General features: G+C 66.3%; 17 protein-coding genes and 1 pseudogene. 4 read left to right on the top strand and 14 right to left on the bottom strand.

The window, feature by feature from the left end:
- Positions 1–2 precede the first annotated feature (2 nt).
- Together RWQ91_RS12515 and RWQ91_RS12510 are read left to right on the top strand one after the other, a co-directional pair.
- Entirely contained in the window at positions 3–1109 is a 1107-nt protein-coding gene (locus tag RWQ91_RS12515; protein WP_314506500.1) for a DegT/DnrJ/EryC1/StrS family aminotransferase, read from the top strand.
- Positions 1106–2056 (top strand): Gfo/Idh/MocA family oxidoreductase, encoded by a 951-nt coding sequence (locus tag RWQ91_RS12510; RefSeq protein WP_314506498.1) that lies wholly within the window; start codon positions 1106–1108, stop codon positions 2054–2056. The genes RWQ91_RS12515 and RWQ91_RS12510 overlap by 4 nt, the downstream gene beginning before the upstream one ends.
- A 109-nt stretch (positions 2057–2165) precedes the next feature.
- On the opposite strand, the pseudogene RWQ91_RS12505 reads toward RWQ91_RS12510, so the two are convergent.
- The 9 genes and pseudogenes from RWQ91_RS12505 to RWQ91_RS12465 form a co-directional block, all read right to left on the bottom strand.
- Positions 2166–2546, bottom strand: a pseudogene (locus RWQ91_RS12505) (acyltransferase); the annotation flags it as partial.
- 19 nt (positions 2547–2565) lie between these two features.
- On the bottom strand, positions 2566–3492 hold the full coding sequence (locus RWQ91_RS12500) for an NAD-dependent epimerase/dehydratase family protein (RefSeq protein ID WP_314506494.1): 927 nt from the start codon (positions 3490–3492) through the stop codon (positions 2566–2568).
- Positions 3493–3537: 45 nt separating this feature from the next.
- Complete coding sequence (locus RWQ91_RS12495) at positions 3538–4668, bottom strand: DegT/DnrJ/EryC1/StrS family aminotransferase (protein ID WP_314506491.1); 1131 nt, start codon at positions 4666–4668, stop codon at positions 3538–3540.
- 140 nt (positions 4669–4808) lie between these two features.
- Entirely contained in the window at positions 4809–6878 is a 2070-nt protein-coding gene (locus RWQ91_RS12490) for a hypothetical protein (protein ID WP_314506489.1), read from the bottom strand.
- A gap of 2 nt (positions 6879–6880) precedes the next feature.
- On the bottom strand, positions 6881–8107 hold the full coding sequence (locus tag RWQ91_RS12485; RefSeq protein ID WP_314506486.1) for a glycosyltransferase family 4 protein: 1227 nt from the start codon (positions 8105–8107) through the stop codon (positions 6881–6883).
- 152 nt (positions 8108–8259) lie between these two features.
- Complete coding sequence (locus tag RWQ91_RS12480) at positions 8260–10272, bottom strand: DUF6541 family protein (RefSeq protein WP_314506484.1); 2013 nt, start codon at positions 10270–10272, stop codon at positions 8260–8262.
- An 8-nt stretch (positions 10273–10280) separates the two neighbouring features.
- Complete coding sequence (gene glf, locus RWQ91_RS12475) at positions 10281–11417, bottom strand: UDP-galactopyranose mutase (RefSeq protein WP_314506479.1); 1137 nt, start codon at positions 11415–11417, stop codon at positions 10281–10283.
- A gap of 209 nt (positions 11418–11626) precedes the next feature.
- A complete protein-coding gene (locus RWQ91_RS12470) occupies positions 11627–13477 on the bottom strand; it encodes a glycosyltransferase (RefSeq protein WP_314506478.1) in 1851 nt (616 codons plus the stop codon).
- Positions 13474–14379 carry a glycosyltransferase family A protein gene (locus RWQ91_RS12465; RefSeq protein WP_314506477.1) on the bottom strand — a complete coding sequence of 302 codons (906 nt, stop codon included), beginning with the start codon at positions 14377–14379 and terminating at the stop codon, positions 13474–13476. Before RWQ91_RS12465 ends, RWQ91_RS12470 begins: the two co-directional genes overlap by 4 nt.
- Positions 14380–14573: 194 nt before the next feature.
- Here RWQ91_RS12465 and RWQ91_RS12460 point away from each other — a divergent pair, with 194 nt between their 5' ends.
- Positions 14574–16601 carry a glycosyltransferase gene (locus tag RWQ91_RS12460; RefSeq protein WP_314506475.1) on the top strand — a complete coding sequence of 676 codons (2028 nt, stop codon included), beginning with the start codon at positions 14574–14576 and terminating at the stop codon, positions 16599–16601.
- Here the strand turns inward: RWQ91_RS12460 and RWQ91_RS12455 are convergent.
- The 5 genes from RWQ91_RS12455 to rfbA are packed head-to-tail and all read right to left on the bottom strand — an operon-like array spanning position 16598 to position 23518.
- On the bottom strand, positions 16598–17815 hold the full coding sequence (locus RWQ91_RS12455; protein WP_314506471.1) for an ABC transporter ATP-binding protein: 1218 nt from the start codon (positions 17813–17815) through the stop codon (positions 16598–16600). The genes RWQ91_RS12460 and RWQ91_RS12455 overlap by 4 nt on opposite strands.
- 7 nt (positions 17816–17822) lie before the next feature.
- Positions 17823–18743, bottom strand: coding sequence for an ABC transporter permease (locus RWQ91_RS12450; protein ID WP_314506469.1), 921 nt, complete (start codon positions 18741–18743; stop codon positions 17823–17825).
- A gap of 22 nt (positions 18744–18765) precedes the next feature.
- Positions 18766–20730: a rhamnan synthesis F family protein gene (locus RWQ91_RS12445; protein ID WP_314506467.1), complete on the bottom strand. Its 1965-nt coding sequence runs from the start codon at positions 20728–20730 to the stop codon at positions 18766–18768.
- On the bottom strand, positions 20727–22652 hold the full coding sequence (locus tag RWQ91_RS12440) for a rhamnan synthesis F family protein (RefSeq protein ID WP_314506465.1): 1926 nt from the start codon (positions 22650–22652) through the stop codon (positions 20727–20729). Before RWQ91_RS12440 ends, RWQ91_RS12445 begins: the two co-directional genes overlap by 4 nt.
- Positions 22649–23518, bottom strand: a complete 870-nt coding sequence (gene rfbA / locus RWQ91_RS12435; RefSeq protein ID WP_314506463.1) for a glucose-1-phosphate thymidylyltransferase RfbA — start codon at positions 23516–23518, stop codon at positions 22649–22651. The genes RWQ91_RS12440 and rfbA overlap by 4 nt, the downstream gene beginning before the upstream one ends.
- 70 nt (positions 23519–23588) lie before the next feature.
- Between rfbA and rfbB the strand changes: the two genes are divergently transcribed.
- Positions 23589–24587, top strand: coding sequence for a dTDP-glucose 4,6-dehydratase (gene rfbB, locus RWQ91_RS12430; RefSeq protein ID WP_314506461.1), 999 nt, complete (start codon positions 23589–23591; stop codon positions 24585–24587).
- Position 24588: the final 1 nt, after the last annotated feature.

Raw genomic sequence — 24588 nt, 5'->3', positions numbered from 1 at the left:
TCATGATACCCATCACGGTTGTGGAGTTCGGAAGCGAAGAAGAGGACCTGGTCCTGGAGGTGCTCCGGTCGGGGCGAATCGCTCAGGGGCCGCTCGTCGCTCGTTTCGAGGAACTCTTCGCCGAGCTGACCGGCGTGTCGCACGCGATCGCAGTGAACAACGGCACCACCTCGCTGGTCGCATGTCTGCAGGTGTTGGACCTCAAGCCTGGTGACGAGGTCATCACCACCCCGTTCACCTTCGCTGCGACGCTGAACGCGATCCTCGAAGCGGGCGCGGTCGCGCGCTTCGCCGACGTCTCCGAGGACGACTTCAACATCGACCCCGACTCCATCCGCGACCGGATCACGGACCGAACCCGTGTGCTGATGCCGGTGCACCTGTTCGGGCAGATCGCCGACATGGACCAGATCGCCTCCATCGCCGACGAGCATCATCTGCACCTGGTCGAAGACTCCGCGCAGGCTCATGGGAGCAGGCAAGGTGATAACGCGGCCGGAAGCTTCGGGCTCGGTTCGTTCTCGTTCTACGCGACGAAGAACATCACGACTGGTGAGGGCGGTATCATCACGACGAACGATGACGCGACCGCCGATCGCCTGCGCATCCTTCGCAATCAAGGCATGCGTGCGCGGTACGAGTACGTCATGCAGGGGCACAACTACCGTCTCACCGACCTGCAGGCGGCGCTGGCCATCCCGCAGATCCAGCGGTACCCCGCGACGATAACGCAGCGCGGGATCCATGCGGCGAAGCTCAACGACGGCCTCGCGGGCATTACCGGCCTGATCACCCCGACGGAGATGACCGGACGCACCCACGTCTGGCACCAGTACACGATCCGGATAACCGAGTCAGCACCGGTCACCCGCGAGGAGTTCGTGGAGAAGATGACCGCCGCCGGTGTCGGTGCGGGCGTCTATTACCCTCATCTGGTCTTCGACTACGACGCCTACCGCGATCGGGAGGATGTGATCATCGAGCCGACGCCCGTCGCCGAACGGATGGCCGCGCAGGTGGTCTCCCTTCCGGTGCACACCCATCTGACGGAGGCGGACATCGACCACATCGTGTCCTCCGCACGAACGATCCTCGGAGCGTCCACGTGATTCAGGTGGCGCTGGTGGGCGCCGGGACGATGGGGTCGTACCACGCGCGGGTCGTGGCGTCGTCCGGACGGGCCTCCCTCGCCCGGGTCATCGATGGCTATGAGCCGGTCGGTCGGGGGGTGGCCGAACGTTACGGGTCCGCCTGGCAGCCCTCGCTCGGCGACCTCGACGGCATCGACGCGGTCATCGTCGCAGCCTCTACGGAGGCCCACTACGACCTCGCGAAGCAGGTTCTGGAGGCGGGCGTTCCCCTGCTGGTGGAGAAGCCCGTCGTCAATGATTTCGAGAAGACGAACGAGATCATCGCACTGTCCGCTTCCGCCGGGGTTCCGGTGCTGTGCGGCCTGCTCGAGCGCTTCAACCCTGCGGTGATCATGGCGCGTCAGCTCGTCGCCGACCCCATTCACATCACGGCGACACGCCACTCGCCCTACGCGCCCCGCATCAAGACGGGCGTCGCCTGGGATCTGCTGATCCACGACGTCGACCTCGCGATCGGCCTCTTCGGCGCAGAGCCCTGCTCGACGAGCGGAGCGCTCGGACACTTCCACCCGCAGTCGGCTGCCGGTGCAGAGGATGTCGCATCGGCGACGATGACGTTCGCAGGCGGTCAAGTCGCCCAGCTCTCCGCCAGTCGCATCGGTCAGAAGAAGGAGCGAACGATGACCGTGCATGAGCTCGATCGGCTCATCGAGATCGATCTTCTCCGGCGCGACGTCACACTGTATCGTCACGTCTTCGCCGACGCCGTCGAAATCGACGGGCGCGGCTACCGTCAGCAGACCACGATCGAGATCCCTGAGATCACGAACGCCCGCGAGCCGCTCGCCGCCCAGTTCGACCACTTCGTGGACCTGGTCGAGGGCTCGGCGGACGCCGATGCGGAACGCCGTTCCATTCTGCCCCCGCACGCGGCCATTGCCACTCTGATCGACCCCGCGCACTGATCCGTCGGGATCGCCGGCGGCCCGATCCGCCCCGTCGAGCGTCGACGCCGATCCACCCGGTCGCCGGTCAGGAGAACCGTGGTGCCCTCGGATCCGTGAGATCCACTTCCCCGATGCGACGCGCCGGGACGCCACCGACGATGGTCCTGGGCAGCACGTCACGTGTGACGACCGCTCCCGCACCCACGATGGATTCGTCACCGATCGTCACTCCCATGTTGATGACCGCGTTGGCCCCGATGAAGACCCGATCCCCGATCTTCACCGGCTGGCGCTCGACCTCTGTGAACCGCCGTCCCGAAACGCAACGACGAGCACTCGAGTGTGTGTAGATGTGCACGCCGGAGGAGATGTCGCAGCCTGACCCGATCTCCAGACCCCCAGACCCGTCGATGAGCGTGAACGCGCCGATCCAGGTGCCCTCGCCGATCACGGGCTCGCCGATGATCCACGCGTTCGGGTTGTAGGGGTTCTCCGGAAGGCTGGTCATCGCACGCGAGCGCCCCGTCTCAGGAGTTCAGGACCAAGCGCGTCATGCCGTCGTTGACATCGACCAGGGCCTCGAATCCGAGCACTTCCTTCGCACGAGTGATGTCCGCGGCGCGGCGCGATACAAGAACATCGCGAGGATTGAACTCCGGCTCGACATCCGCGCCGACGGCGGCGATGAGGATGCGGGCGAGTTCCTCCACCGTGGTGTCGATCCCGGTGCCGACGTTGATGGGCACATTGCCCTCTTCGGCCGTCAGAGCGAGGACGACAGCGCGGGCGATGTCGGTCACATGGATGAAGTCCATCGACTGCTTCCCCTCGCCGTCGATGACGGGCGGTTCGCCGTTCTTGAGTCGGTTGACGAAGTGGTTGATCACCGACGTGTAGTACGCCGTGGTCTTCTGACCTTCGCCGTACACGTTGAAGAATCGAAGGGCGATCCAGGAGAGTCCGGCGCGGCGCTCGTAATAGGCCAGGATGTCTTCGCCAGTGCGCTTGCCGATGCAGTACGGGGTGAGCGGGTTGAGCCGGTCGTCCTCATGCATGGGCAGCTTCTCAGGGTCGCCGTACACGGACGCGCTCGACGCGTAGACGATCCGCGTGACGCCCAGTGCGGCCGCGGCGGCAACGACGTTGTGAGTTCCCACCACGTTGATGTCGAACGACGAGAAGGGGTCTGCGACGCTCTTGTTGATCGAGTCCGCGGCCAGGTTGATGACGTAGTCGTAACCACGCATGGCGCTCATGACAGCCGCGCCGTTGCGGATGTCCTGATCCACCACGTCGACTCTGCCCGTGGCCACGAGCGCGTTTGCGCGGTCGCGGTCGCCCCGCACCATGTTGTCGAAGATGCGAACCGTCCACCCCTCGTCCAGGAGGCGATCCACCACGTGCAGGCCGATGAAGCCCGCTCCACCGATCACAAAGGCTTTCTTTTCAGACATCTTGATGGTCTCTCCTTGGTTCGTGAATGTCGGTTCGCGAGTCGCTCAGCGAGCGCTCGCCACAGCATCCGTCAGCACATCGACAACTCGGTCGACGTCGTGCTCCGACAGATTGGCATGCATGGGGATCGCCAGATGCCGCCAGAAAAGGTCCGCCGACACGGGCAGAGACCCCGAGAAGTTGTATACCGGCTGCAGGTGCGACGCGTATGTCCCGAAATTGCACTGGATTCCATTGGCGCGCAGGTGGTGCGCCACCTTGCCGCGGTCCACTGAGGCGTCGAGCGTCACAACGTACGACTGCCAGGGGTGCACCCGATCATCGAGGGCAATCGGAGCGGCGACGCCGTCGATGTCCAGCAGCCGCTCCTGATACAGCCCCGCGAGCTCCCCGCGCCGCCCGACCAGCCCAGGCAGGCGATCCAGCTGGGCGAGCATGATGCCGGCGGCGACGTCCGAAAGCCGGTAGTTGTATCCGGCTTCGTCGAACGACGGTACCGGCAGGTCGGTGCTGTCCTCACGGCTCAGCGCGGGTGCGATGCCGTACGTGTGCAGCTTTCGAGCGTGGTCGGCGAGCGCGCCGTTGTTCGTCGTGAGCGCTCCGCCCTCGCCGGCGGTGATGCCTTTCCGTCCGTGGAAGCTGAACGTCGCGATGTCGGCGAGGCTACCCGCGGCACGGCCCTTGTACGAGGCGCCCGCGGAGCACGCAGCATCCTCGATGATCCACAGACCGTGGCGGTCCGCGATCGCGCGAAGCTCGTCGTAGTCGGCCGGCTGTCCGAAGACGTCGACGGCCAGGATGCCGACCGTCCGGGGCGTGATCGCCGCCTCGACCGCCCGCGGATCTACGGTCCAGATGTCGGGACGGATATCGGCGAACACCGGTGTCCCTCCAGCCCAGACGACGGAGTGGCCGGTCGCCGGGAACGTGTAATCCCCGACGATGACTTCGTCGCCGGGCTCCACACCGAGAACCTCGAGGGCGAGGTGGAGCGCGGAACCGCAGTTGCTCGTCGCGAGCGCGTGCTCCGTTCCGGCGGTGACTGCGAACCTGGATTCGAACTCTCGGCAGGTGGGGCCGGCGCCCGAAAGCCATCCGGACTCGAAAACGCGGCTTACAGCGGCGAGTTCCGCTTCACCGACCGTCGGCTCGCCCAGCGCGACCGTATGCGCCATCGAACGCCTTTCATCAGAGGGGAGTGTCGACCCGCAAACACTGCCGGTGCGACCTGGATATTGTATCCGACCGTCTTCGCTACCCACCGCGATGAGTGATTCGCGCCCGGTCTGAGGAACCCGGACGGGTCGACGGGTCGTCAGTTCGCTGTTGTCACCTCGTAGATCCGCATCGTCGTGGGGCCTTGGGGGACTGTCGAGACGAGCGTGACGCATGACTGATCGACGGGTACTTCGGACAGGATCCACTGGACGTTCTCCTGAGCGAATTCATTGCACGAGTCGAACGTCATCTGGATCTGATCCGGTGCGGGATTGCGCGGCGCGGGGTCGCCGCTTCCGATCACCCAGGACACATTCGCGAGGCGGTTCCAGTTCGACTCGAACTTCGACTGGGGGTCGATCTCACCCCACATGTCCTCGGACGGCGCGCTCTGAAAGCCGTTGAAGGAGGAGACTCCGGATTCCACCAGCATCATGGTGGGCAGGACACTGGTGTTGATTCCGACCCACTCCCCGGGCCGCTCGTCGTTGAGCCGCTCGATCTCGGCCACGGTCTGGGTCATCCGCAGGTCCAGGACACCGCGGTAGAGCGGATTCACGCCGACGGATGAGACGACGGAGACGACGAGGAGCACCGCCGCCCCCCACGCGATGCTTCCCCGGCCGAACAGCCAGACGCTGAGCACGAAGAGAACCACGAGAAGGGCACCGGCGGCGATCGCGATCGCGGGCACGTGAGCGACGATGACCGCCGGGTCGTAATCGCGGGCGACCACCCAGACGATCCTCGCCACCATGAGCGCCGCGAGCACCGTCCCCACGAGCGGTACCCACGATGGAATGCGGTCCAGGCCCGCCTCGGAGCGCTCTTTCACCCGCACCGCGACCAGAAGGATCATCACGATGCTCAGCAGACCGAAGCCCAGCCGCATTCGTCCGTAGGTCGTCCGGTCCAACAGCAACAGGTGGGCGATCGCGTCCCATCCCGGTATGAACAGGAATGCGAGCATGAGCGCGCCCGACGCCAGGACGGTGATCGACAGCCAGTCGATGCCGCGCCTCGTTCGGAATCGGTCGACGATGAGCCAGATCAACACCACGAACATGAACAATCCGGGCAGGAGGAACGTGGAGGCTTCGGAGCTGTTGGGCCCGAACGGGCGTCCTCCGGTCCGCTCCAGACCGACCGAGAAGATGCCGCTGAACAGAGCATTCACCTCGGCGAGCCCAGCGGAGCCCACCGGCTGCAGTCGCTCCCCCGGGTAGACCGTGCTGGTGAAGCCGACGATCGTCTGCCATCGTGTGACAGCCCAGATGCCGAGCACCAGCGCGCCGGCGGCGCCCGCGATGAAGATGGGCGCGACGCGGCGCAGCCGCTGTCCAACCGAACCGTCGTCCCCGGTTCGAGTCAGCACCGCGCCGACACTGAAGCCCAGCGCGACCACGACGGCGGGGACGATGAAAGGCACGTAGATGCCGGTCCCGAGTGCCACCGTCAGGTAGGCCAGGAGGCCGGCGAGCAACCATTGCCCCACGCGGCCCCTGGTCTTCAGACACCACACGACGGCCGCCATTACCAGGAAGGCCCATGCCGGCGGGTAGAACGTGATCGAGAGGAACCACCACTGCAGGAACGGTGAGAAGAAAAAGCCTGCGGCGATCAGCAATCCGGAGATCGGCCGCCGAGGCAGAAGTGTGACAGTGAGAAGGAAGAGCGACGCCATCATCGCGAACGCCGGAAGCCACCACTTGACGGCCATGGCTTGATCAAGCGGCAGGAAGAGGAATCCGATCAGGTGCGGGCGCAGCGCGGTGGACCAGTCCGTGGTGGGGAGGTCGTGCTGGACGGTGGCGTCCATGCCGCCCGGAAAGGTCTCGTTGCGCAGGGGCAGGCCCTGCTCGACCTGCGAGATGGTCCAGCTCGTCTGCACGAACCATTCGTCGCTTCGAATCGCTTGAGGGTCTCCGGCGATGAGGTCGGCGTCTTCCCCCGTACTGATCAACGAATGCACGAAACCGGTCGACGTGCCGGTGATGCCCAGCGCGACGAGGCCGACGAAGAGCATCGCGAGCAGAAGCAGCGGAAGAGCGAGGACGCGGCGATTCGGAAGCCCGTCTTCTCGCGGCTCGACGAACGTCCCCCAGCGACTGCGAACTCGTGCTGCGCGCGACGGGCCGGCCGTCGTCGAGTCAGCCGGGGCGGTCATGGTCACGATGCGACCGAGGCGACGTGAGCGTGCATCTCCTCCAGCACCGCCAGGTGCTTGTCGCCAACCGCCTCGATCGTGAAGTGATCGTCGATCAGCGCCATGGCATTCGCCGAGACGTGCTCCCTCGCCGCTGCCGGGTCATCCAATACCCGGCAGATCGTCGCCGCGAGCCCCGCGATGTCTGCCCGTTCGTCAGCGGGTCCCCGAGGCGGAACCAGGAACAGCTCGACGCCGTCTGTCAGCGCCACCTCGATGAAGTTGTCGGACCGCACACCCGCGACGACCGGAACCCCCGCCCCGAGCGCTTCCAGACTCGCGGTGCCGAACCCCTGACCTTCCAGCTCGTGGACCTCGAGGGCCGCCGCGGCTAGGGTGTCGGGGATCTCGCTTTGCGGGCGCGCGCCGATCGCGAGAATCGAGTCGCGGACTCCGAGCTCGTCGGCAAGCTTGAGGAATTCGTCGTGATAGACGCCCCCCACCACGACCACGAGCGCCCGAGGGTGCTTTTCCAGCACGGCCGGCAACGCCTGAACGAGAGCGATGCGATTCCGTTGCGGGATGACGTGGCCGAGCGAGACGATGATCGGACGGTCCCCGGTCTCCAGCCACGCCGGCAGCACGCGCGGATCGCCGCCGCGCATGCGCTCCGGATCGATCCCGACCGGGATGACGACCTTGCCGGAGATGGCGCGACGGTAGCGTCGGTCGATGTATCGGTCCATCAGGCGATCCATGACGACGAGGCGGGGGCGGTGTAGGCGCATGAGAGGTGTCACCAAGATGGTGTCGGCAACGGCATAGACGAACGAATTGAACCGACTGAGGGGGCTCTCCAGCCGGGTGTGGATGCTCAGCAAAGTCGGCTTGCGTCGGCTGCGTGCCCACCAGCCGGAGAGCCAGGTCAGGTCGAAAAACTGTCCGTGCTGATGCACCGCATCAGGTGCGAAGGCATCGAGGGCGTCGAAGACACGACGCTTCGCGCGAGGTGAGATCGTGAAAGCGATGTCGAAGTTCGCCGCGAACCTGGTCTTCGGCAGCGTCCACGCGGGGATCCGGACGATGTCGAACCCATCGCGCGACTCGCGACCAGGTGCATCGCCGTAGCTCGCTGTGACGACCAGCACCTCGTGGCCTCGCGCAGCGTAGTGCTTGGCGAGGTGATCCGCGAGATGCGACGAACCGCCGGGGCGAGGGGGGAAGAAGTTGTTGACGACGGCGATTCTCATAGCTCAACAGACGGTGAAGGGGCAGAAGGCGTCGGCCGGGGGCCGCCTCATGATATCCAAGGCGACCTGAGCCGAACCTGTACCACGCGCGGGCGCGCCGGATCGATGTCCGCGCCGTGGCATGGTTGCCCACGAGGCGGCGCCCGTGCGTCTCATCGCAGGTCGCCGCACCGATCGATGCGATACAGGCGCGTATCGCCGTCCGTCTCGACGAGGGTGAGCAGCCCGGCCTCGACCGCTGCGTGCGGTCCGGGGAAATGGTTTCCCGCCGGGTCTCCCCCCCCGAAAGCGTGCGGACTGAAGGTCACGTATCGCACCCGAAGCCGATCGAGCGCCGCGCACACTTCGGGATCGGTCTCGATTTCTGCGAGGTGCCAGGCCAGAGTCACACGATCAGCGTCCCACTGCCCGTTCACGTGAGGAAAGACGGGCTCGCGATCGCCGAAGACAAGGGTCCACGCGGATCCGTCCCAAGGATCACCCAGGACCAGCTGACCGGCCGGAACGGTGTCGCCGAGACGCGCGAAGAAGTCGATCTGACTCAGCGAGACGACTTCGCTCTCAGCCGCCGTGTCCGGCATGCGAAAGACCGAAGCGACCGCTCCGCTCATGCCGCTGAGGACGAGCGTCGTTGCCGCACCGGCGACGACCAGCCAGGTCGAGAGAACCGCGAGCAGGCGACGCGGTCGGGCGCGAACGCGAACGCTCGCCCACTCGGACGCGGCGACGATGCCGAGTGTCGCCAACGGGATGCCGAGGATCGGGAGCGCGGAACTCAGCCGGTACTTGTCCTTATACCACAGGGCGGTCAGGAGCTTCGTGACGACGTCGTCCGTTCCTGCCGCAAGCGCGAAGAGCACTGCGATCAGCACGTAAGAAGCGACGACCCAGCGCAGTCGGCGTCGACGCCACGCGACCATCGCGCCGAGCAACACGGCGGCGGCCAGGAGAAGAGAGGGCCAGGTCGACGCCGTCCCGACGCCTGTCAGCCAGGACTGGATGCAAACCTGCACCAGGCCGAGCCAGACCGGCTGGATCGCCTGCGCCTGGGGCCCTCCCAGCCGATCCTCCAGTGGTCGCTCGAACAGCCCGAGGCGGAACACCACATACCACAGCCCGACGGCGCTGACCAGGAGCAGAGCCACCGCCCCCAGGACGAGTGCCGCGCCGACGCGCCGACGCGCCCTGCCGCCGGCCGCCCATCCCCGGCGTAGCGCGGCGATCACGACTCCGACGACCGGCACGGCCAGGATCAGCGCCCAGGTTGCGAGCACGCGCGGCTGCGCCGCCGCGACGGCGGCCGTCGTCAGCACCGTTCCCGCGAGAGCGGTTCCCACCACCCTTGCGCGCACCGTCGGTCGCGCGGCCCGCCAGCCTCGCCACGCCAGCACGGGAACGGCGACGGCCGCAGGCAGAACCGCGGTGGCAAGGAAGGTGGGGTAGAGCGTGCCCCAGGAAAGGAGCGCGTACGGCATCGCCCCGAAGGACGCAGCGAGGGGGAGCGAGACGAGAAGGACGGTCGTCGGGACGATGCGAGGCAGGCATACCTGCGCGAGCCACGCCGCGCCCGGAAGCCAGACGACGCCGCTCGCAGCGAGCCACGCCGCGTTCACCGCCACAGGGATCGCCGCACCGCTCACCTGCACGACGAGCACGACCAGCGAATGCCAGCCGGACGGGTAGAACGCGAAGGTGCGGTCCGGCTCGATCAGAGTGCGAAGGCTCAGCGACGACGCATCGCCGTGTTCGAGGATCGAGGCGATCGCCGACATGTGAAAAACGTTGTCATACGTCTGGCTGACCAGCTCCGGAGACACGGAGATGAACGCGATCAGGCCGATCACGAGAGCGGATGCGAGCCAGGTGAGGACCGTCGGCCACAGCGCCACGGCGACCGCCGGAGGCGCTGCCAGCCGGCGCCTCATCAGCAGCACGAGAAGGGCGCCCGCCAGCGACAGGACCACCGGCTGCCAGACGGCGAAGGCCAGTCCCAACGGCGCGAACACTATTCCCGCGGCTCCGATCACAACAATCGAGAACGGCCCGGCGAGCGCCATGCGCGCGATGATCCCCATTCGCATGGGGGCGAGGACAACGAGCCCAGGTCCCAGGAGCAGCACGAGCGCGACCAGGATCGCGGGTGCGGCCGAGCTCCATCCGACCACGGCCACGGCTAGGCGAGCTGGTTCTTCCACATGGTCAGCGCGGAGCCGATCGCCATGTGCATGTCGAGGTACTGGTACGTGCCGAGGCGGCCGCCGAATAACACGCCCTGCTCGCCTTTCGCCAAGTCGCGGTACGCGAGGAGACGGGCACGATCCTCAGCCGTGTTGACGGGATAGTACGGCTCGTCGTCCCGCTCGGCGAAGCGCGAGAACTCTCGCATGATGACGGTCTTATCGGTCGCATACCGGTCGGCGCGCTCCGGGTGGAAGTGCCTGAACTCGTGGATGCGCGTATAGGCGACTTCGGCATCCGCGTAGTTCATGACAGGGGTGCCCTGGAAGTCACCGACGTTCAGGACCTCCTTTTCGAAGTCCAGGGTCCGCCAGGACAGAGCGCCTTCCGCATCGTCGAAGTAGCGATCGATCGGTCCGGTATAGACGATCGGAACCTGGCCCACCGTGGCCGACTTGTTCAGCGGCTGCGACATGTCGAAGAAATCGACATTCAGATTCACGTCGATGTTCGGGTGGTCTGCCATTCGCTCGATCCACGCGGTGTACCCCTCGGAGGGGAGCCCCTCCCACGTGTCGTTGAAATACCGGTTGTCATACGTGTACCGCACCGGGAGCCGATTGATGACCTCGGCGGGCAGGTTCGTCGGATCGGTCTGCCACTGCTTGGCCGTGTAGTCCCGGATGAACGCCTCGTAGAGCGGCCGCCCGATCAGGGCGATGGCCTTCTCCTCGAGGTTTGCGGCATTCTTCACGTCGAACTCGCCCGCCTGCGCGTGGATGAGCGCCTTCGCTTCGTCGGGCGTGTACGCGGCGCTGAAGAACTGGTTGATCGTGCCGAGGTTGATCGGCATCGGAAAGACGACGCCCTGGTGGTTCGTGTACACCCGATGCACGTAGGGCGTGAACGTCGTGAAGCGGTTGACGTACTCCCACACGGGCTTATTCGACGTGTGGAACAGGTGTGCGCCGTACCGGTGCACCTCAATGCCCGTCTCCGGCTCGTCCTCGCTGTACGCATTCCCACCGATGTGGTGACGCCGGTCGATGACCGTGACCCTGCGACCGGCTGCCGCAGCCCGCTCGGCGATCGTGAGGCCGAAGAAGCCGGAGCCGACGACGAGCAGATCCATGGAGTTCCGTGCCTTTCCTGACATCGCGTCTCTGAAGTCCTCGGGTGCTCCGCCGGCGGACTGGGCGGGCTAGCCAGTGGGGAGGACACGTGATCCTTCACGCGGTCGACGCACGATCCTACCTGCTGGAATCCGCGCATCACGTATCCGCTCCGCCCCGACCCTGCGGGTGAACAGACGATGCTTCGGCGGTCACGGTGCGGCGGCGCCTAGGACGGCGGCGCCTCGCTGGACGAGAATCGCCTGCCCCACGCGGACACCGAGGCCACCTCCCGGACCGAACGTCGGTACTCTTCGGCGAGACGCGGCCAGGCGAGCCACATCCGACACCGCAGGCCGATCGCGGACGCTGTGAGGCTGAGAGCCTGCCGACGGTCGCGCCGGACGACGAAGGCACCGGCCCCTGACGCACTGTCGACCATCGCGGTATCCAGCACCCCCAAGCGCCACCACTTGCCGTCGGAGCGTGGCAGCCGAGCCTGCACTGAGGACGGCGTCCAGCGGGGGGAACGCATCTGGTGCGCAAGAACTCGCGCTGCTCGCATCAGCGTGGAGGCCAGTCCCAGCGGTCGCTCGAGCGGGCGATCGGCGTGGGCCTGCACACTCGGGAGGTCCTCCCGCGGAACGACCACCTGCGCGTAACGTCGGAGCACTTCCGCTGCGCGTCCAGGTCCAGCGCGAAGCACGGGCTCGAAGTGCGCGGGGCCGGCGAGGATGTCGCGGAAGGCCACGATGCGCAGTGCCACCGAGCCATACTGACCGCAGAGGATGTGATTCACATCCTGCGCCAGGGTCGACAGCAGGACCCGGAACCCGCGGCGCAGCCTCCCGTGCGCGAGAGCCGTGACCATGCGTCCACGCAGTTGGAAATACGCCTGCCAGTCGAGCCCGTCATCCTTCGCCGTCCACGGCATGTGCCACAGCGCAGCGCCCGGAAGCGTCACCGTGCGCACGCCGTGACCACCGGCGCGCAGACCGTACTCGGCGTCGTCCCATTTGATGAAGAGAGGCAGCGACGCCCCCTCACGGCGAATGAAATCGGTGGGGATCGCGCAGAGCCACCAGCCGTTGAAGTCGACCCGGTGCGTCCGGTGCAACGCCGGCGTGTCTGCGAGCGGATGCTGCGCAAGGTCCACCGGTGCGAGGCTGTCGTCGACGGGTGTCCACCAGAATCCCCGGCGATCGATGCGCTCTCCGACCGTGTGGAGCAGAGACCGGTCGACGATGCTGAGCATCTGACCGCCCACGATCACATCGCCGCGCGCGCGCTCTGCGAAAGACAGCATCCGCAGAATGCTGTCGGTCTCGATGTCGACGTCGTCATCGAGAAGTATCGCGTGGGTGGCGACGTCGAGAACCTCGAGCATGCCGCGGCTGAAGCCGCCCGACCCGCCGAGATTGGGCTGCACGATGACCCGCAGTCTGTCTCCGAGCCGGTCCGCCACGGTCGAGAATCCGTCGGCATCGCGGAGCCGTCGCCGCCCCTGATCGACCACGACGATCGAACTGAGTCGATTCAGCAGCTCCGCATCGCCGGAGAGCTTGCGCAGGACTCCGATGCAGTCGGCTTCGCGGTCGAGGGTGGTGACGCAGATCCCGCCGGTCGCAGGCAGGTCGGGCGCCGGGGCGAGCCAGCGCGCGTCCGTGAGAACGCACTCGCCGACGTCCGTGCGCAGCTCGAACCATGCCCATCCCGCGTCAGCGGGGGCGACGACATCGATGGACGCCGTTCCAGCCATGAGCGGCACTCTGGCGGTCTCCCGGGAGATTCCCGAACTGTCGGAGACGTACACCAGCACCGTTGCATCGCCCGTGGCCAGCACCGCCAGCCGGAATGTGCGCTCGCCGGTCTGCGCGACCCAGGTCCCAAGCGGCAGCGCGCCGAAATACGAGGCGAAGGACGCCCTCCCGCCGGGATCGATCACCAGCGTCCGTCCGGAGGGGACTGCACCCGCGCTGCGGGTGAGATCGAGGTAGAGCGACAGCATCGAGGTGTCGCCCGCGTCCGGCCACCGAACGCGCTGCACGGTCGCCCACGGCCTCGGCGATGCTGCGATCATGCTGTGCGACGGCTCCGGCGCCAGTCGCGCACTCTAGTCGTCACCCGCTGCCCGATCGTGCGGCGTTCGTCGAGCTGGCGAGACAGCTCCTCCTGGATGAATCGCGTGAGGTAGAGAGCCAGGCCCGGCCCGTTCTCCGCGACATAAGCTCGCAGTGCCTCGTCGCGCACCAGACTGTCGTAGTGGTCGTGCTCTGCGGCCAGCGCAAACATGCTATTGCCGAGTTCACCCTCCACCCCGTGTCGCTGCATCCAGAAGGCGAGCGGGGAACCCCCGATGAAGCCGATGTGGTGGCGCGCGGCCGCGCGGAGATTGAACTCCCAGTCCTCCACCGCATGCAGGTCCTCGCGGTAGAAGCCGACGCTGTCGTGAAGTGAGCGGCGATACAGATAGGAGATCGGCACGGCTCGATTGACTTGAAGTAGATCCGCGTAAGTGATCTCGGTCAGCCCCGGCCAAAACGGGGTGCGGCCGGTCTCCACGAACCCGTCGCCTTCCTGGCGCTCGTAGATGATCTCCGTCACGGTCATCACACCGATATCTGCTGCATTCGCGTCGAGATGAGCCACCGTGCGGGACAGGAACGCAGCATGCCAGAGGTCATCGTCGTCGTGAAGCACGACGAACTCGGTTTCCAAGGCCCGGACGCCTTGATTGGCGGCCGCGGAACGACCGGTCGCCTGCGCATTGTGTCGAACCGTGATCCGCGCACGCACGTCGGCCGGCAATGCCGCGACCCGCGAATCCACCGCAACGGGATCGCCCCCGTCGTTGACGACACAGACGACCCAATCGCCGAAGTCCTGCGCGATGACATCCTGCAACGCGCGGCTGAGGAACCACGGGCGACTCTTCGTCCGGATGACGACACCTACGCGTGCCGGCTGTGTCTCGTCGGACACGCGTTCACCTCCGTCCGTCATCACCGCCCGACACTACCATCGGGTCGCAGGACAGCTCCGCTCGTATACTCAGGAGGATGGTCGGTCGAGCTCGGGCACTGTGGCGCGCAGCCCGAGGCCTCCCGCTCCTGAGATTCCTTTTCGAAGCCATCGATCGAGCGTGGTGGGCCCACATCATCCGCAGGGCTGATGTCGTGGACCGGGAAATCGTCGGCTGGCAAGTCGGTCGGCCGATCTCCTCGCGCACGGCGATTCGGCGCTATGTGCGGGGCGGATTCCGCCGAGGATTCGTCCTCAATCTGCTCTTCATGGAGGGCACGGTCTCCCGCCAGCTATCCGATTCCGACCGCGTGCCGGCCCTGTACGCCTACCTCGTCAACGACCGCTCGCGGATTCGCACGAGTCCGAGCTGGGACGCGGCGGCTCTCGCCGCGGCCGAGCCTGCCGCGCTCGCGGACCGGGCGGGCCCGCTCGGATTCGCCTGGCGCCGCGCGCAGAGAAACGGGTGGGTGGAGCTCGGGCCCGAAGAGGCGATCCGCACGCCCTGGAGGACCGTCGTCGAATCGGTCACCCGCCCGCTCGCGGGTGAGCCGCTGCCAGCCGACGGCACGGTCTTCGTCTGCGTTCTCGGTCCGGCTGAGCCGCAGCCCGATGAGGCGTTGATGCTCGCGGCGCGGGCAGCATCCGAGCTGGAAGCCGACGTCGACGTCGTGCTCACCGGATCAGCGTTCGATGAGATGGCTCAAGCCGCCGTCATCTCCCTGTTGTCGCCGCGGCTGCGGGTTCGCCGCGCACCCCGGGACTCGGAGAGCGAGCCTCCGACGACCACCCGTTCCGGGCTGACGGTCTACCGTGGTCCCGGCGCGGGGCTCTCGTTCGACGCGCTGCGTGCTCTCGTCCACGCCGCTTCGGACGGGCCGACGGCAGCCCTATGGCTCGGCCTCGACGGGACGGTCGCCTCAGCCGGGACGGTGTTCCACTCCGGTCGGGCCGTCGCGCTGCTCGCGGGGCATCCCCCGGAGGATGCCCGACGTGTCGGGGAGTTCATCGACGTTCCGCAGCTTGCCGGTCCTGCCCGGGCGTGGCCCGCCGGCGCGGAGCCCTCCGGCGCAGGCCGCACCATCACCTCCGCGGAAGTGTGGGCACCGGCGCCGAACAGCGTCGTGCGGATGACGGGCGAGCGGCCGGACACGGACATGGATGCCGTCCTCGCACCCGCGGGCCTGGCGGTCACACGATGGCAGGGATCTATTCCGGTTCTGCGGCGCGCTGCCTCCGAGCGGCCCAGCGGGCTCCGCTGGTCGATCAAGACCGCCGCTCCGGCCGGTGCCGCAGGCGCCACCTGGGGCGATACCCACTTCGCCCGGGGGATCGCAGACGCCCTCTCGAGGGTCGGTCAGGAAGTGACCGTCGACGCGTTCGACGCGCGCGCGCGCCCGACGGCCTATCTCGACGACGTGTCGCTGGTGCTGCGCGGTCCGCAACGCATCGACCCTCCCCCCACGGGGCGACGGATCCTGTGGATCATCAGCCACCCCGACGAGATCACCGCGGACGAGCTCGACGGTTTCGACGCGATCTTCGCCGCATCGATTCCGTGGGCGAACGAGGCCAGCATCCGCTTTGGGCGTCCCATCGAGCCTCTCCTGCAGTGCACGGATGCCACGCGGTTCCGGCCGAGCGGGCAGGCACGCACCCCCGAGATCGTCTTCGTCGGAACGGCACGGGGCATCGCGCGTCCCGCGGTCGTGGGTCCCATCGCCGCCGGGATCCCCGTCGACGTGTATGGACCCGACTGGCGAGGCTACATTCCCGGGTCGCGGATCGCCGGCACCGGCCTCCCGAACGAAAGACTCCCCGCTCTGTACGAGCGGGCATCCGTCGTCCTCAACGATCACTGGCCGGCGATGCAGACCGCGGGCTTCATCTCCAACCGGCCGTATGATGTCGTCGCTGCGGGCGGTCGGATGCTGAGCGACCGCGTGGCCGGGATCGACGACTATTTCGCTGGAGCCGTCCGCACCTACACCGAGGTCGACGAACTCGTCGGCATGCTGCAGGGCGACCTCGACGCGCTCTTCCCCTCGGACGAACGGCTCCTCGAGATCAGTGCGCGCGTCCGGCGCGACGACTCGTTCGATTCGCGCGCCCGCCGGCTGCTCGAAGATGCAGTGGATGCGCCGCCGAGTTCGGCTGCCCGCGAGCCGGGGCTCGGCGACTAATGGTCGCCCGCGGCATTACTCAGGCTCACCGTGGCCGCGACCGGGCCGATGGTGCCCTCGCCGCCTTCGACGAAGAACGCAGCGCCGTGCGTCAGCGAGTGCGATGATGGGACGGTCCTGCCGACCGCATTGGCGTTGACGAAGTACTCGCCCGGTCCGAGGCCGACATCGGCCAGCATGAACTCGACGACGGTGTCGTCGCTGATGGGCGCCAGCGTAGTCCCGACGACGTCCGAATTGGACGCGAGGGCCAGCTGGCCATGCGGCGTGTTGATGCTGAATCCGACGGCCCACCGCTCGACCGGAGAGATCGCCCGAACGTGGATCCGCAGCGCGATCGTCTCCCCGACTGCAAACCGGTTCGCGGCCGTTCCGTCCCGGCGGCAAAGCTCGACGCGCGCAATCTCCAGACTGTGCGTAGCTGCGTGGGATTGATCGCCTCGGGTGCCCTCACCGCTGCTCAGCAGCTCGCGGAATCGGTCGATCGCGGCTTTCGGAGCGCCATCCAGTGCGACCTGTCCGCGGTTGAGGAGGATGACGCGATCGCACATCGCCTCGATCTGGTCCAGGGCGTGGCTGACGATGATGATCGTGCGCCCCTCTTCCTGGAATTCGCGGATCTTGTCGAGGCACTTCTTCTGGAACTGCTCGTCACCGACGGCGAGCACCTCGTCGACGAGGAGGATGTCCGGATCGGTGTGAACGGCGACCGCGAAGGCAAGGCGGACGTACATTCCCGAGGAGTAGAACTTCACTTGAGTGTCGATGAAGTCGCCGACGCCGGAGAAGTCCAGGATCGCGTCGAACCGCTCCTCGGTCTCGGCTCGGCTGAGTCCGAGCACCGCTGCGTTCAGGAACACGTTCTCCCGCCCGGTCAGGTCCGGGTGGAAACCAGCGCCGAGTTCGAGCAGCGCCGCCACCCGACCGCGGTGCCGCACCGCGCCCGTCGTGGGGAGGATGATGCCGCCGACGACCTTCAACAGGGTGCTCTTGCCCGATCCGTTGTGCCCGATGAGGCCGATCGTCGTGCCAGCGTGGACTTGCATACTGACGTCGCTGAGCGCCCAGTAGTCCTGACGATGACGGCGGCCGGCGCGGCCGAGTGTGACGATCCGTTCCTTGAGCGACGTGTCCTTGCGAACCGAGAAGCGCTTGGAGACCGCGGCGGCGTCGATCACGACGGGGGCGGACACAGGGGCGGCTGTATCGGTCATGAGGCTCTCAGAGCTCCTGTGCGAAGTTGCCCTGCAGTCGCAGGAAGACGCGGTGACTGCCCAGTAGGAGCACGAGGCCGACGAGGAGGGCGATCACCATTCGCAACAGGAGATCGTCGGGCTGCGCCATGTCGGCGCCTGCCACCCAGAACGCTTCCTGGAAGCCGAGGACCGCCAGGGTCAGGGGGTTGTTCGTGTACAACTCCAGGACGACGGGGTTCTGAACGAGATCACTCACCATCTGCCACGAGTAGACGACCGGAGATGCCCAGAACAGCAGCGTGGTGAACACCTCGACCAAGTACTGCATGTCGCGCAGATAGACGTTCAGCGCTCCGAAGAAAAGGGCGAAGGCCAGCCCGTATACGACGATCAGCGCCAACGACGGGATCGCATACAGGATCTGAGGGTGCAGAGGCGGATGCCCCGCCGCGAACGTCGCGACGATCAGGACCCCCAGCTGGACGACGAAATTGAAGAGCGCAGATCCCAGGCTCGCAAGCGGGAACACCTCTCGCGGAACGTAGACCTTCTTCACCAGACCGGCGTTGGCCAGAATCGAGCCGGTGCCACCCACGGCGATCTCGGTGAACAGCCCCATCGCCGTCAGCCCGGTGAAGATGTAGATTCCGAAGTCGGGTATGCCCCGCGCTGCTCCGAGGAACTGGCCCAGCACGATGAAGTAGATCGCCAGCTGCACGAGCGGCCGAGCCAGGGACCAGAGGAACCCGAGTGCAGAGTCCTTGTACTTCGATTTGAGGTCGCGTTTGACCAGCAATCCCAGCATCTCACGCTGATCAGTGACATCCTTGATCGACTGAGCGATGCCTGTGAACGTGAACCGGTAGGAGCCTCCGACCGCTTCCAGGGGAAGCGAGGCGAGTCGCCGGAATCGCGCCTCGACGGCCGACTCGTTGTGCGCAGACATATGCACGATCCTATCGTGGCGTTCACCCACGCTTGGACGGCGTTCGGCGGCCGATGCGCACCCAGGAACGCGGATGGCGAAGACGCCAGAGGACGCCCCGCACCGTCTGAGTCCGCTCGAACCACTCATTGACGGCGTCGTAGTCGTCCGGGCGGTGCCGGCGCACGTACATGCGTGCGAAGTCGCGGAGCGTGCCCTTGTCCATATAGCCGAGCGTGCGCAGCAGGCCGATCTGGTCCATGGTCGCGCCGGGGATCGTCTCCGACATCTGGTCGAGGTTGTAATCCAGCGCGGTGTAGCTCATCGCCATGTAATTCGCGTTGGCGATCGTCCGAGTGTGAAAGCCGAGCTCACCGGCGGCGTACGAAGGCATGCGCTCCAGAATGTGCGCAAGGCCACCGTCCTGGTACGCCTCCGCGCCTCCGAAGTCCTCGTAGGTCCAGTCATGGCCGACGAGCAGCCGCAGCGCCTCTGGACGGGCGAAGTACATCGACCCGAACGGGGCGAGAGGGGAGACCTCGTCGAGGGGCACGGCGATGCCGAGTTTCCGGCACAGTCTTTTGAAACCCGGCTTGTTCGACCACCACCCTCGGCCGACGGTGGGGTGTCCGAGGTGGATCATGGGCGGGTAGGCCAGACCGAGTCCCTTTTCGCGCTGGAAGAGCGCGACGACGTTCGCGGTGTATCCGGGGCTGTTGAGCAGGTTGGTGAACTGCTGGCCGCGGAAATGCCTCCCCACGTGGAAGAGGTCCTGGGGTGTCTTCTTGGAGTGCAGCTTGACGACGAGGTCATACCCCCCGTCGAGCAGCACGTCGCGGCAGTCGATCAGGAATGCCCCCTGGTCTCGCCCGTTGTTGGACGCGACCACTCGCACCTCGCTGCTGCCTCGCCGGGGACGCGCATCGACGATCGTGCGGATCGCTTCGGCTTTCTCCGCGTCTGACGTCGTAACCACGAGGTCGTATTCCCCGGGAAGCGTATCGGCCCGTTCCAGCATCTCTTCGGCCATGTCCGCGTAGAAGATGTGCGCGAGCACAACGGTTCGCAGGGGGCGTGACGGATCGTAGCTCACGTCCTGCTCGGGCAGCACCGACAGCATGGCCGCGTCCGCATTCAGCACGCGCGGCGGGACGTTGCGGGCGAGATCCTCGTAGATGAGGTCGAGGGGATAGCCCGACTCCTCTGCGACCTCCAGTGTCCACCTCCCGATGACGGCCAGTCGATCGAGGTGAGCGGGCCACTGGAAGAACGGCCGTCGCTTCAGCGTAGGGCAGCCGGCATCGAGAAGCTGCCGCGCGTACAGGACCGGATAGTTCTCCGCCTCCTCGGTGATGATCGGGAAGGCGACTTCGCCGATGAACCCCTCCTGCGTGAAATGCTCGGTGAAGACCCCCTCGTGCTTGACGACGGCATCCTCGTACGAGCTCATCTCGGGAAGATCGCGCCAATAGTCCTGCCATGTCGCGCTGGAGAACATGTCGCGGCGCACCGAGACCCAGTAGGACTGAAGGTGGTACGGGAGATAGCCGGTCCGCGTGAACGGGTGCGGTTCAACTCGTGCGTGATCGGTCATGCCCCAGAAGTGCAGCGCCTGCCGATCCAACCGCTCGAAGACCGGACCGAAAGGACGTATCGGGCCGTACCAGGTGTCGTTGGCGAGGATCACCTCGTCGTAGGCGGAGATGGAGTCCCCAACGGAGTCCAGCCCGTCCTTATAGCCCCAGATGTCGAATCCGCGATTCTCTCGCACCAGAATCTCGTCAGAGCACGTCTCGAGCGCTCGGCGTCCCTCAGCCGTCAGGTCACCGTTGACGACGACCAGGATGTGGCTGACGTGTTCGCGCAAGGCGCGCAGGGCGTACGGGATATAGGTCTCGACTTCGCCCCGCACGTCGTAGACCACGTAGATCAGCAGACGTCTGCCGTCTGCGGGAAAGGCCGTGGCCGCTCGGGACGGGTAGACGACGAGGTCGCTGGTCTTGCTCACAGTTCCGGCCCTTCGTCGCCGCGAACAGCGCGGCGCAGTCCCCGTCGAATCCGCTGCGCGATCGTGAACGCACGGAAGAGCGCGCGATACACGGGCTGCATCGCGCGCGAGATCGCCGGATAGTTCAGACGCAGGTACATGCGCGCCAGCGCCACCACCCCGCCGTGCCCGGTGAAGCCGAGAGTGTGCATGAAGCGGATCTGCTCCACCGGGTAGCCGCGAGTGGTCGAGAACATCTGGTCGGCTTTGTACTCGAGTGCCGTGTGGCTGATGGACGCGTGTTCGCCGTTGAGGACCGTCCGGCAGTGGTAGCCCAGTTCACCGGCCACGAGCGGGATGAGTCTCTCCTGCACCCGCCCCAGTTCGATATAGCGTCGACGCCCGGATTTTCCATAGTCGTTGTCGCTCCACCGCTCGCGGGCGAGCGGGCGAAGGGCCTCCGGGCGACCGAACCACATTCCCCCGAAGGGCGCCAAGGGGGTGACACGGTCGAGAGGAACCCGCACGCCGAGTCGCTTGCAGAGGGACACTGCGACATCCCGATACGGTCCCCACCCGCGTCCCATGATCGCGTTGCCGATGTGGATCATCGGCGGAAAGACCAGGCCCAATCCCGATTCACGCTGGAACAGCCCCAGCACGTTCTCCACATAGCCGGGGCTGCTGAGGAGGTTGTCGAGCTGGTAGCGCCGCGAATAGTCACGCATGTTGTCGGTCTTGCGCAAGGACACACGTCCGTGGACGGCCAGCAGCAGATCGTATTCGTCGCCGAGGATGATGTCTCGGCAGGCGATCAGGAGCGCCGCCTTGTCGACGCCGCGGCGAATCCACGACACTCGCGTCTCGAAGTGCGCGAACGGCGGATCCGGATGCTTTGCGACTCGGGTCTCGATCGCTCGAGCTCGACCGCCGTCTCCCGTGGTGACGACGAGGTCGAAGCCGCGCGGCAGGCTGGACAGCCGCGTCAGCAGTTCATCGACGAAGCCCACGTCCGGCACATAGGCGACGACCGCGATCCGAAACGGTCGATCAGGGTCGTAGGCGACGCGCGATTCCGGCAGGACCTCGAGCATCCCCGCGATCGAGTACAGGGCCTTCGACGGCACCGTGCGCGCGAGATCGCGCCAGACCTCGTCGAGCGCGAACCCCTCCTCGGCGACGACGCCCAGCAGTTCGCGGCCGAACACCCCATGCCTGTCGAGGAACGGCGGATACTGGGCGAAGATCGCTCGGCTCAGGAACGGATACCCGTCATCGATCAGGAGGTCCGGCGCGAACAAGGCGGGGTCGCCGCGCGGATAGTCCGTCGCAGGGAACGCCGACCCCGTCGTGAAACCGGCCGCAGCAAGAGCAGTTGCGAACTCCTGCTCCCGGCGCGCGGCGCCCGACCACAGACGGGACCACTCCGGTGAGAAGAAGACCTGCCGGCGCACCGCGAGCCAATGCCACACGAGGTCACGGCTCGGAAAGCCCTCCTCGGCGAACGACTCGGGCGGGCCGTCGATGTTGCCCGTCATCTGCCACGCGTGAAGCTCCCTCGTTGCCATCTTCTCGAAGATCGGCTGCAGTGAGCGCACCGGCCCGTACCAACTGTTCCCGGTGAAGACGATCTCGTCCGCATCGATGACCCGCGACCGCAGGGCACGCAACGCGACGGCATATGCCGTCGAGTCGGAGGTCGGTCCGTCGGTCACGAAGATCTCGTCGACATACGCCGCGAGCTGATCGCTGTCGGCCTCTTCCATTCCGCTGCGGACGATCGCCACGAGGAGATCGCCCCACGGCCGCAGTGCACGCAAAGCCGTCAGCGCATAGTCGCCGACCTGGCCTCGCGTGTCGTCGATCAGGTACAGGATGACGCGTCGTCCACCCTCCGGAAACGTCGCAGGCGGGAGCGGAGCGATCGCAGGCTGGGTCTTCATGCGTGCTGCGTGAGAAGCTTCAGCAGATACGCGCCGTATCCGCTCTTGACGAGCGGCTCGGCGCGCTCGCGCAGCTCATCGTCGCTGAGGAATCCCAGGCGCCAAGCGATCTCCTCCGGGCATCCGATGGAGAGGCCCTGACGCTTTTCGACCGTGCGGATGAACTCCGTCGCCTCGCTGAGCGAGTCGAATGTGCCGGTGTCGAGCCACGCCGTGCCGCGTGGGAGAAGCTCGACCTTGAGGCTGCCGCGCTGCAGGTACTCCTTGTTGACGTCGGTGATCTCCAGCTCGCCGCGGGGCGACGGCGCCAGTGCTTTTGCGATATCGACCACCTCGTTGTCATAGAAGTAAAGGCCGGGCACCGCGTAGTGGCTTCTCGGGACGGGAGGCTTCTCCTCGAGCGAGACGACGCGTCCGGAATCGTCGAACTCGACGACGCCATACGCGGAGGGATCGTCCACCCAGTAGCCGAACACGACGCCACCGCTGAGGTTGCGGTACTGACGCAGGCGCGTGCCCATCCCCTGACCGTAGAAGATGTTGTCACCCAGCACGAGGGCCACGGAGTCGTCGCCGATGTGCTGCTCGCCCAGGATGAACGCCTGTGCGAGGCCGTCGGGCGACGGCTGCGTCTTGTAGGTGAGCGAGATACCGAAGCGGCTGCCGTCGCCGAGCAGCCGCTGGAACTGATCTGCATCCTGTGGAGTCGTGATGATCAGAATGTCTCGGATTCCCGCGAGCATGAGTGTGGAAAGCGGGTAGTAGATCATCGGCTTGTCGTACACCGGGACCAACTGCTTCGAAATGCCGAGGGTGATCGGGTGAAGCCGCGAGCCGGTACCGCCGGCCAGGATGATGCCACGCATGCCTCTAGTCTCCGGCATCGGGGGAGGAGCGACAAACGTGGCGGGCGCGGGCCGACGGTATTCTGGAGGGATGCAGAGAATCCTCGTGACCGGTGGTGCCGGGTTCATCGGTTCGAATTTCGTGCACCATGTGGTGGAGCACACGGATCATCACGTCACTGTTCTGGACGCGTTGACGTATGCGGGGCACCGGGAGTCGTTGGCGGGTCTGCCGGAGGATCGGGTGCAGCTGGTGGTGGGGAACATCACCGACGCGCCGCTGGTCGATGAGTTGTTCGGTGGGGTGGATGCGGTGGTGCACTACGCGGCGGAGTCGCACAACGACAACTCGCTGCATGACCCGCGGCCGTTCCTGGACACCAATATCGTCGGCACCTACACGCTGCTGGAAGCGGCCCGCAAACATGACCGGCGGTTGCATCACATCTCCACCGACGAGGTGTACGGGGATCTGGAGCTGGACGACCCGTCCCGGTTCACCGAGAACACCCCATACAACCCGTCCAGCCCGTACAGCTCGACCAAGGCGGGGTCGGATCTGCTGGTGCGGGCGTGGGTGCGGTCCTTCGGGGTGCGGGCGACGATCAGCAACTGCTCGAACAACTACGGCCCATACCAGCATGTGGAGAAGTTCATTCCGCGGCAGATCACGAACGTGATCCGTGGCATCCGGCCGAAGCTGTACGGTGCCGGGGAGAACGTGAGGGACTGGATCCACGCCGATGACCACTCCTCCGCGGTGCTGACCATCCTGCAGACGGGTGTGATCGGCGAGACCTACCTGATCGGCGCCGACGGGGAACGCAACAACAAGGACGTCATCGAACTCATCCTCGACCGGATGGGTCAGCCCCGCGACGCCTACGACCATGTCGCCGACCGGGCCGGGCACGACCTGCGCTACGCGATCGACTCGACCAAGCTGCGCAGGGACCTCGGCTGGACGCCGTCCTACGGTGACTTCGAGTCCGGCCTCGCGGCCACGATCGACTGGTACCGGGACAACGAATCTTGGTGGGCCGACTCCAAGGACGGCGTCGAAGCGTTCTACGCCACGAAAGGCCAGTGAC

The organism is uncultured Microbacterium sp. (assembly GCF_963524805.1).
In the GTDB taxonomy this organism is placed as follows: domain Bacteria; phylum Actinomycetota; class Actinomycetes; order Actinomycetales; family Microbacteriaceae; genus Microbacterium.
This window is presented reverse-complemented; position numbering and strand designations above follow the sequence as displayed.

Bases quoted from the DNA above. Each gene is read 5' to 3' on its own strand.
- RWQ91_RS12515 (WP_314506500.1), top strand. From the start codon at position 3: ATGATACCCATCACGGTTGTGGAGTTCGGAAGCGAAGAAGAGGACCTG.
- RWQ91_RS12500 (WP_314506494.1), bottom strand. From the start codon at position 3,492: ATGTCTGAAAAGAAAGCCTTTGTGATCGGTGGAGCGGGCTTCATCGGC.
- RWQ91_RS12495 (WP_314506491.1), bottom strand. From the start codon at position 4,668: ATGGCGCATACGGTCGCGCTGGGCGAGCCGACGGTCGGTGAAGCGGAA.
- RWQ91_RS12490 (WP_314506489.1), bottom strand. From the start codon at position 6,878: ATGACCGCCCCGGCTGACTCGACGACGGCCGGCCCGTCGCGCGCAGCA.
- RWQ91_RS12485 (WP_314506486.1), bottom strand. From the start codon at position 8,107: ATGAGAATCGCCGTCGTCAACAACTTCTTCCCCCCTCGCCCCGGCGGT.
- glf (WP_314506479.1), bottom strand. From the start codon at position 11,417: ATGGATCTGCTCGTCGTCGGCTCCGGCTTCTTCGGCCTCACGATCGCC.
- RWQ91_RS12470 (WP_314506478.1), bottom strand. From the start codon at position 13,477: ATGATCGCAGCATCGCCGAGGCCGTGGGCGACCGTGCAGCGCGTTCGG.
- RWQ91_RS12455 (WP_314506471.1), bottom strand. From the start codon at position 17,815: ATGACCGATACAGCCGCCCCTGTGTCCGCCCCCGTCGTGATCGACGCC.
- RWQ91_RS12450 (WP_314506469.1), bottom strand. From the start codon at position 18,743: ATGTCTGCGCACAACGAGTCGGCCGTCGAGGCGCGATTCCGGCGACTC.
- RWQ91_RS12440 (WP_314506465.1), bottom strand. From the start codon at position 22,652: ATGAAGACCCAGCCTGCGATCGCTCCGCTCCCGCCTGCGACGTTTCCG.
- rfbA (WP_314506463.1), bottom strand. From the start codon at position 23,518: ATGCGTGGCATCATCCTGGCCGGCGGTACCGGCTCGCGGCTTCACCCG.
- rfbB (WP_314506461.1), top strand. From the start codon at position 23,589: ATGCAGAGAATCCTCGTGACCGGTGGTGCCGGGTTCATCGGTTCGAAT.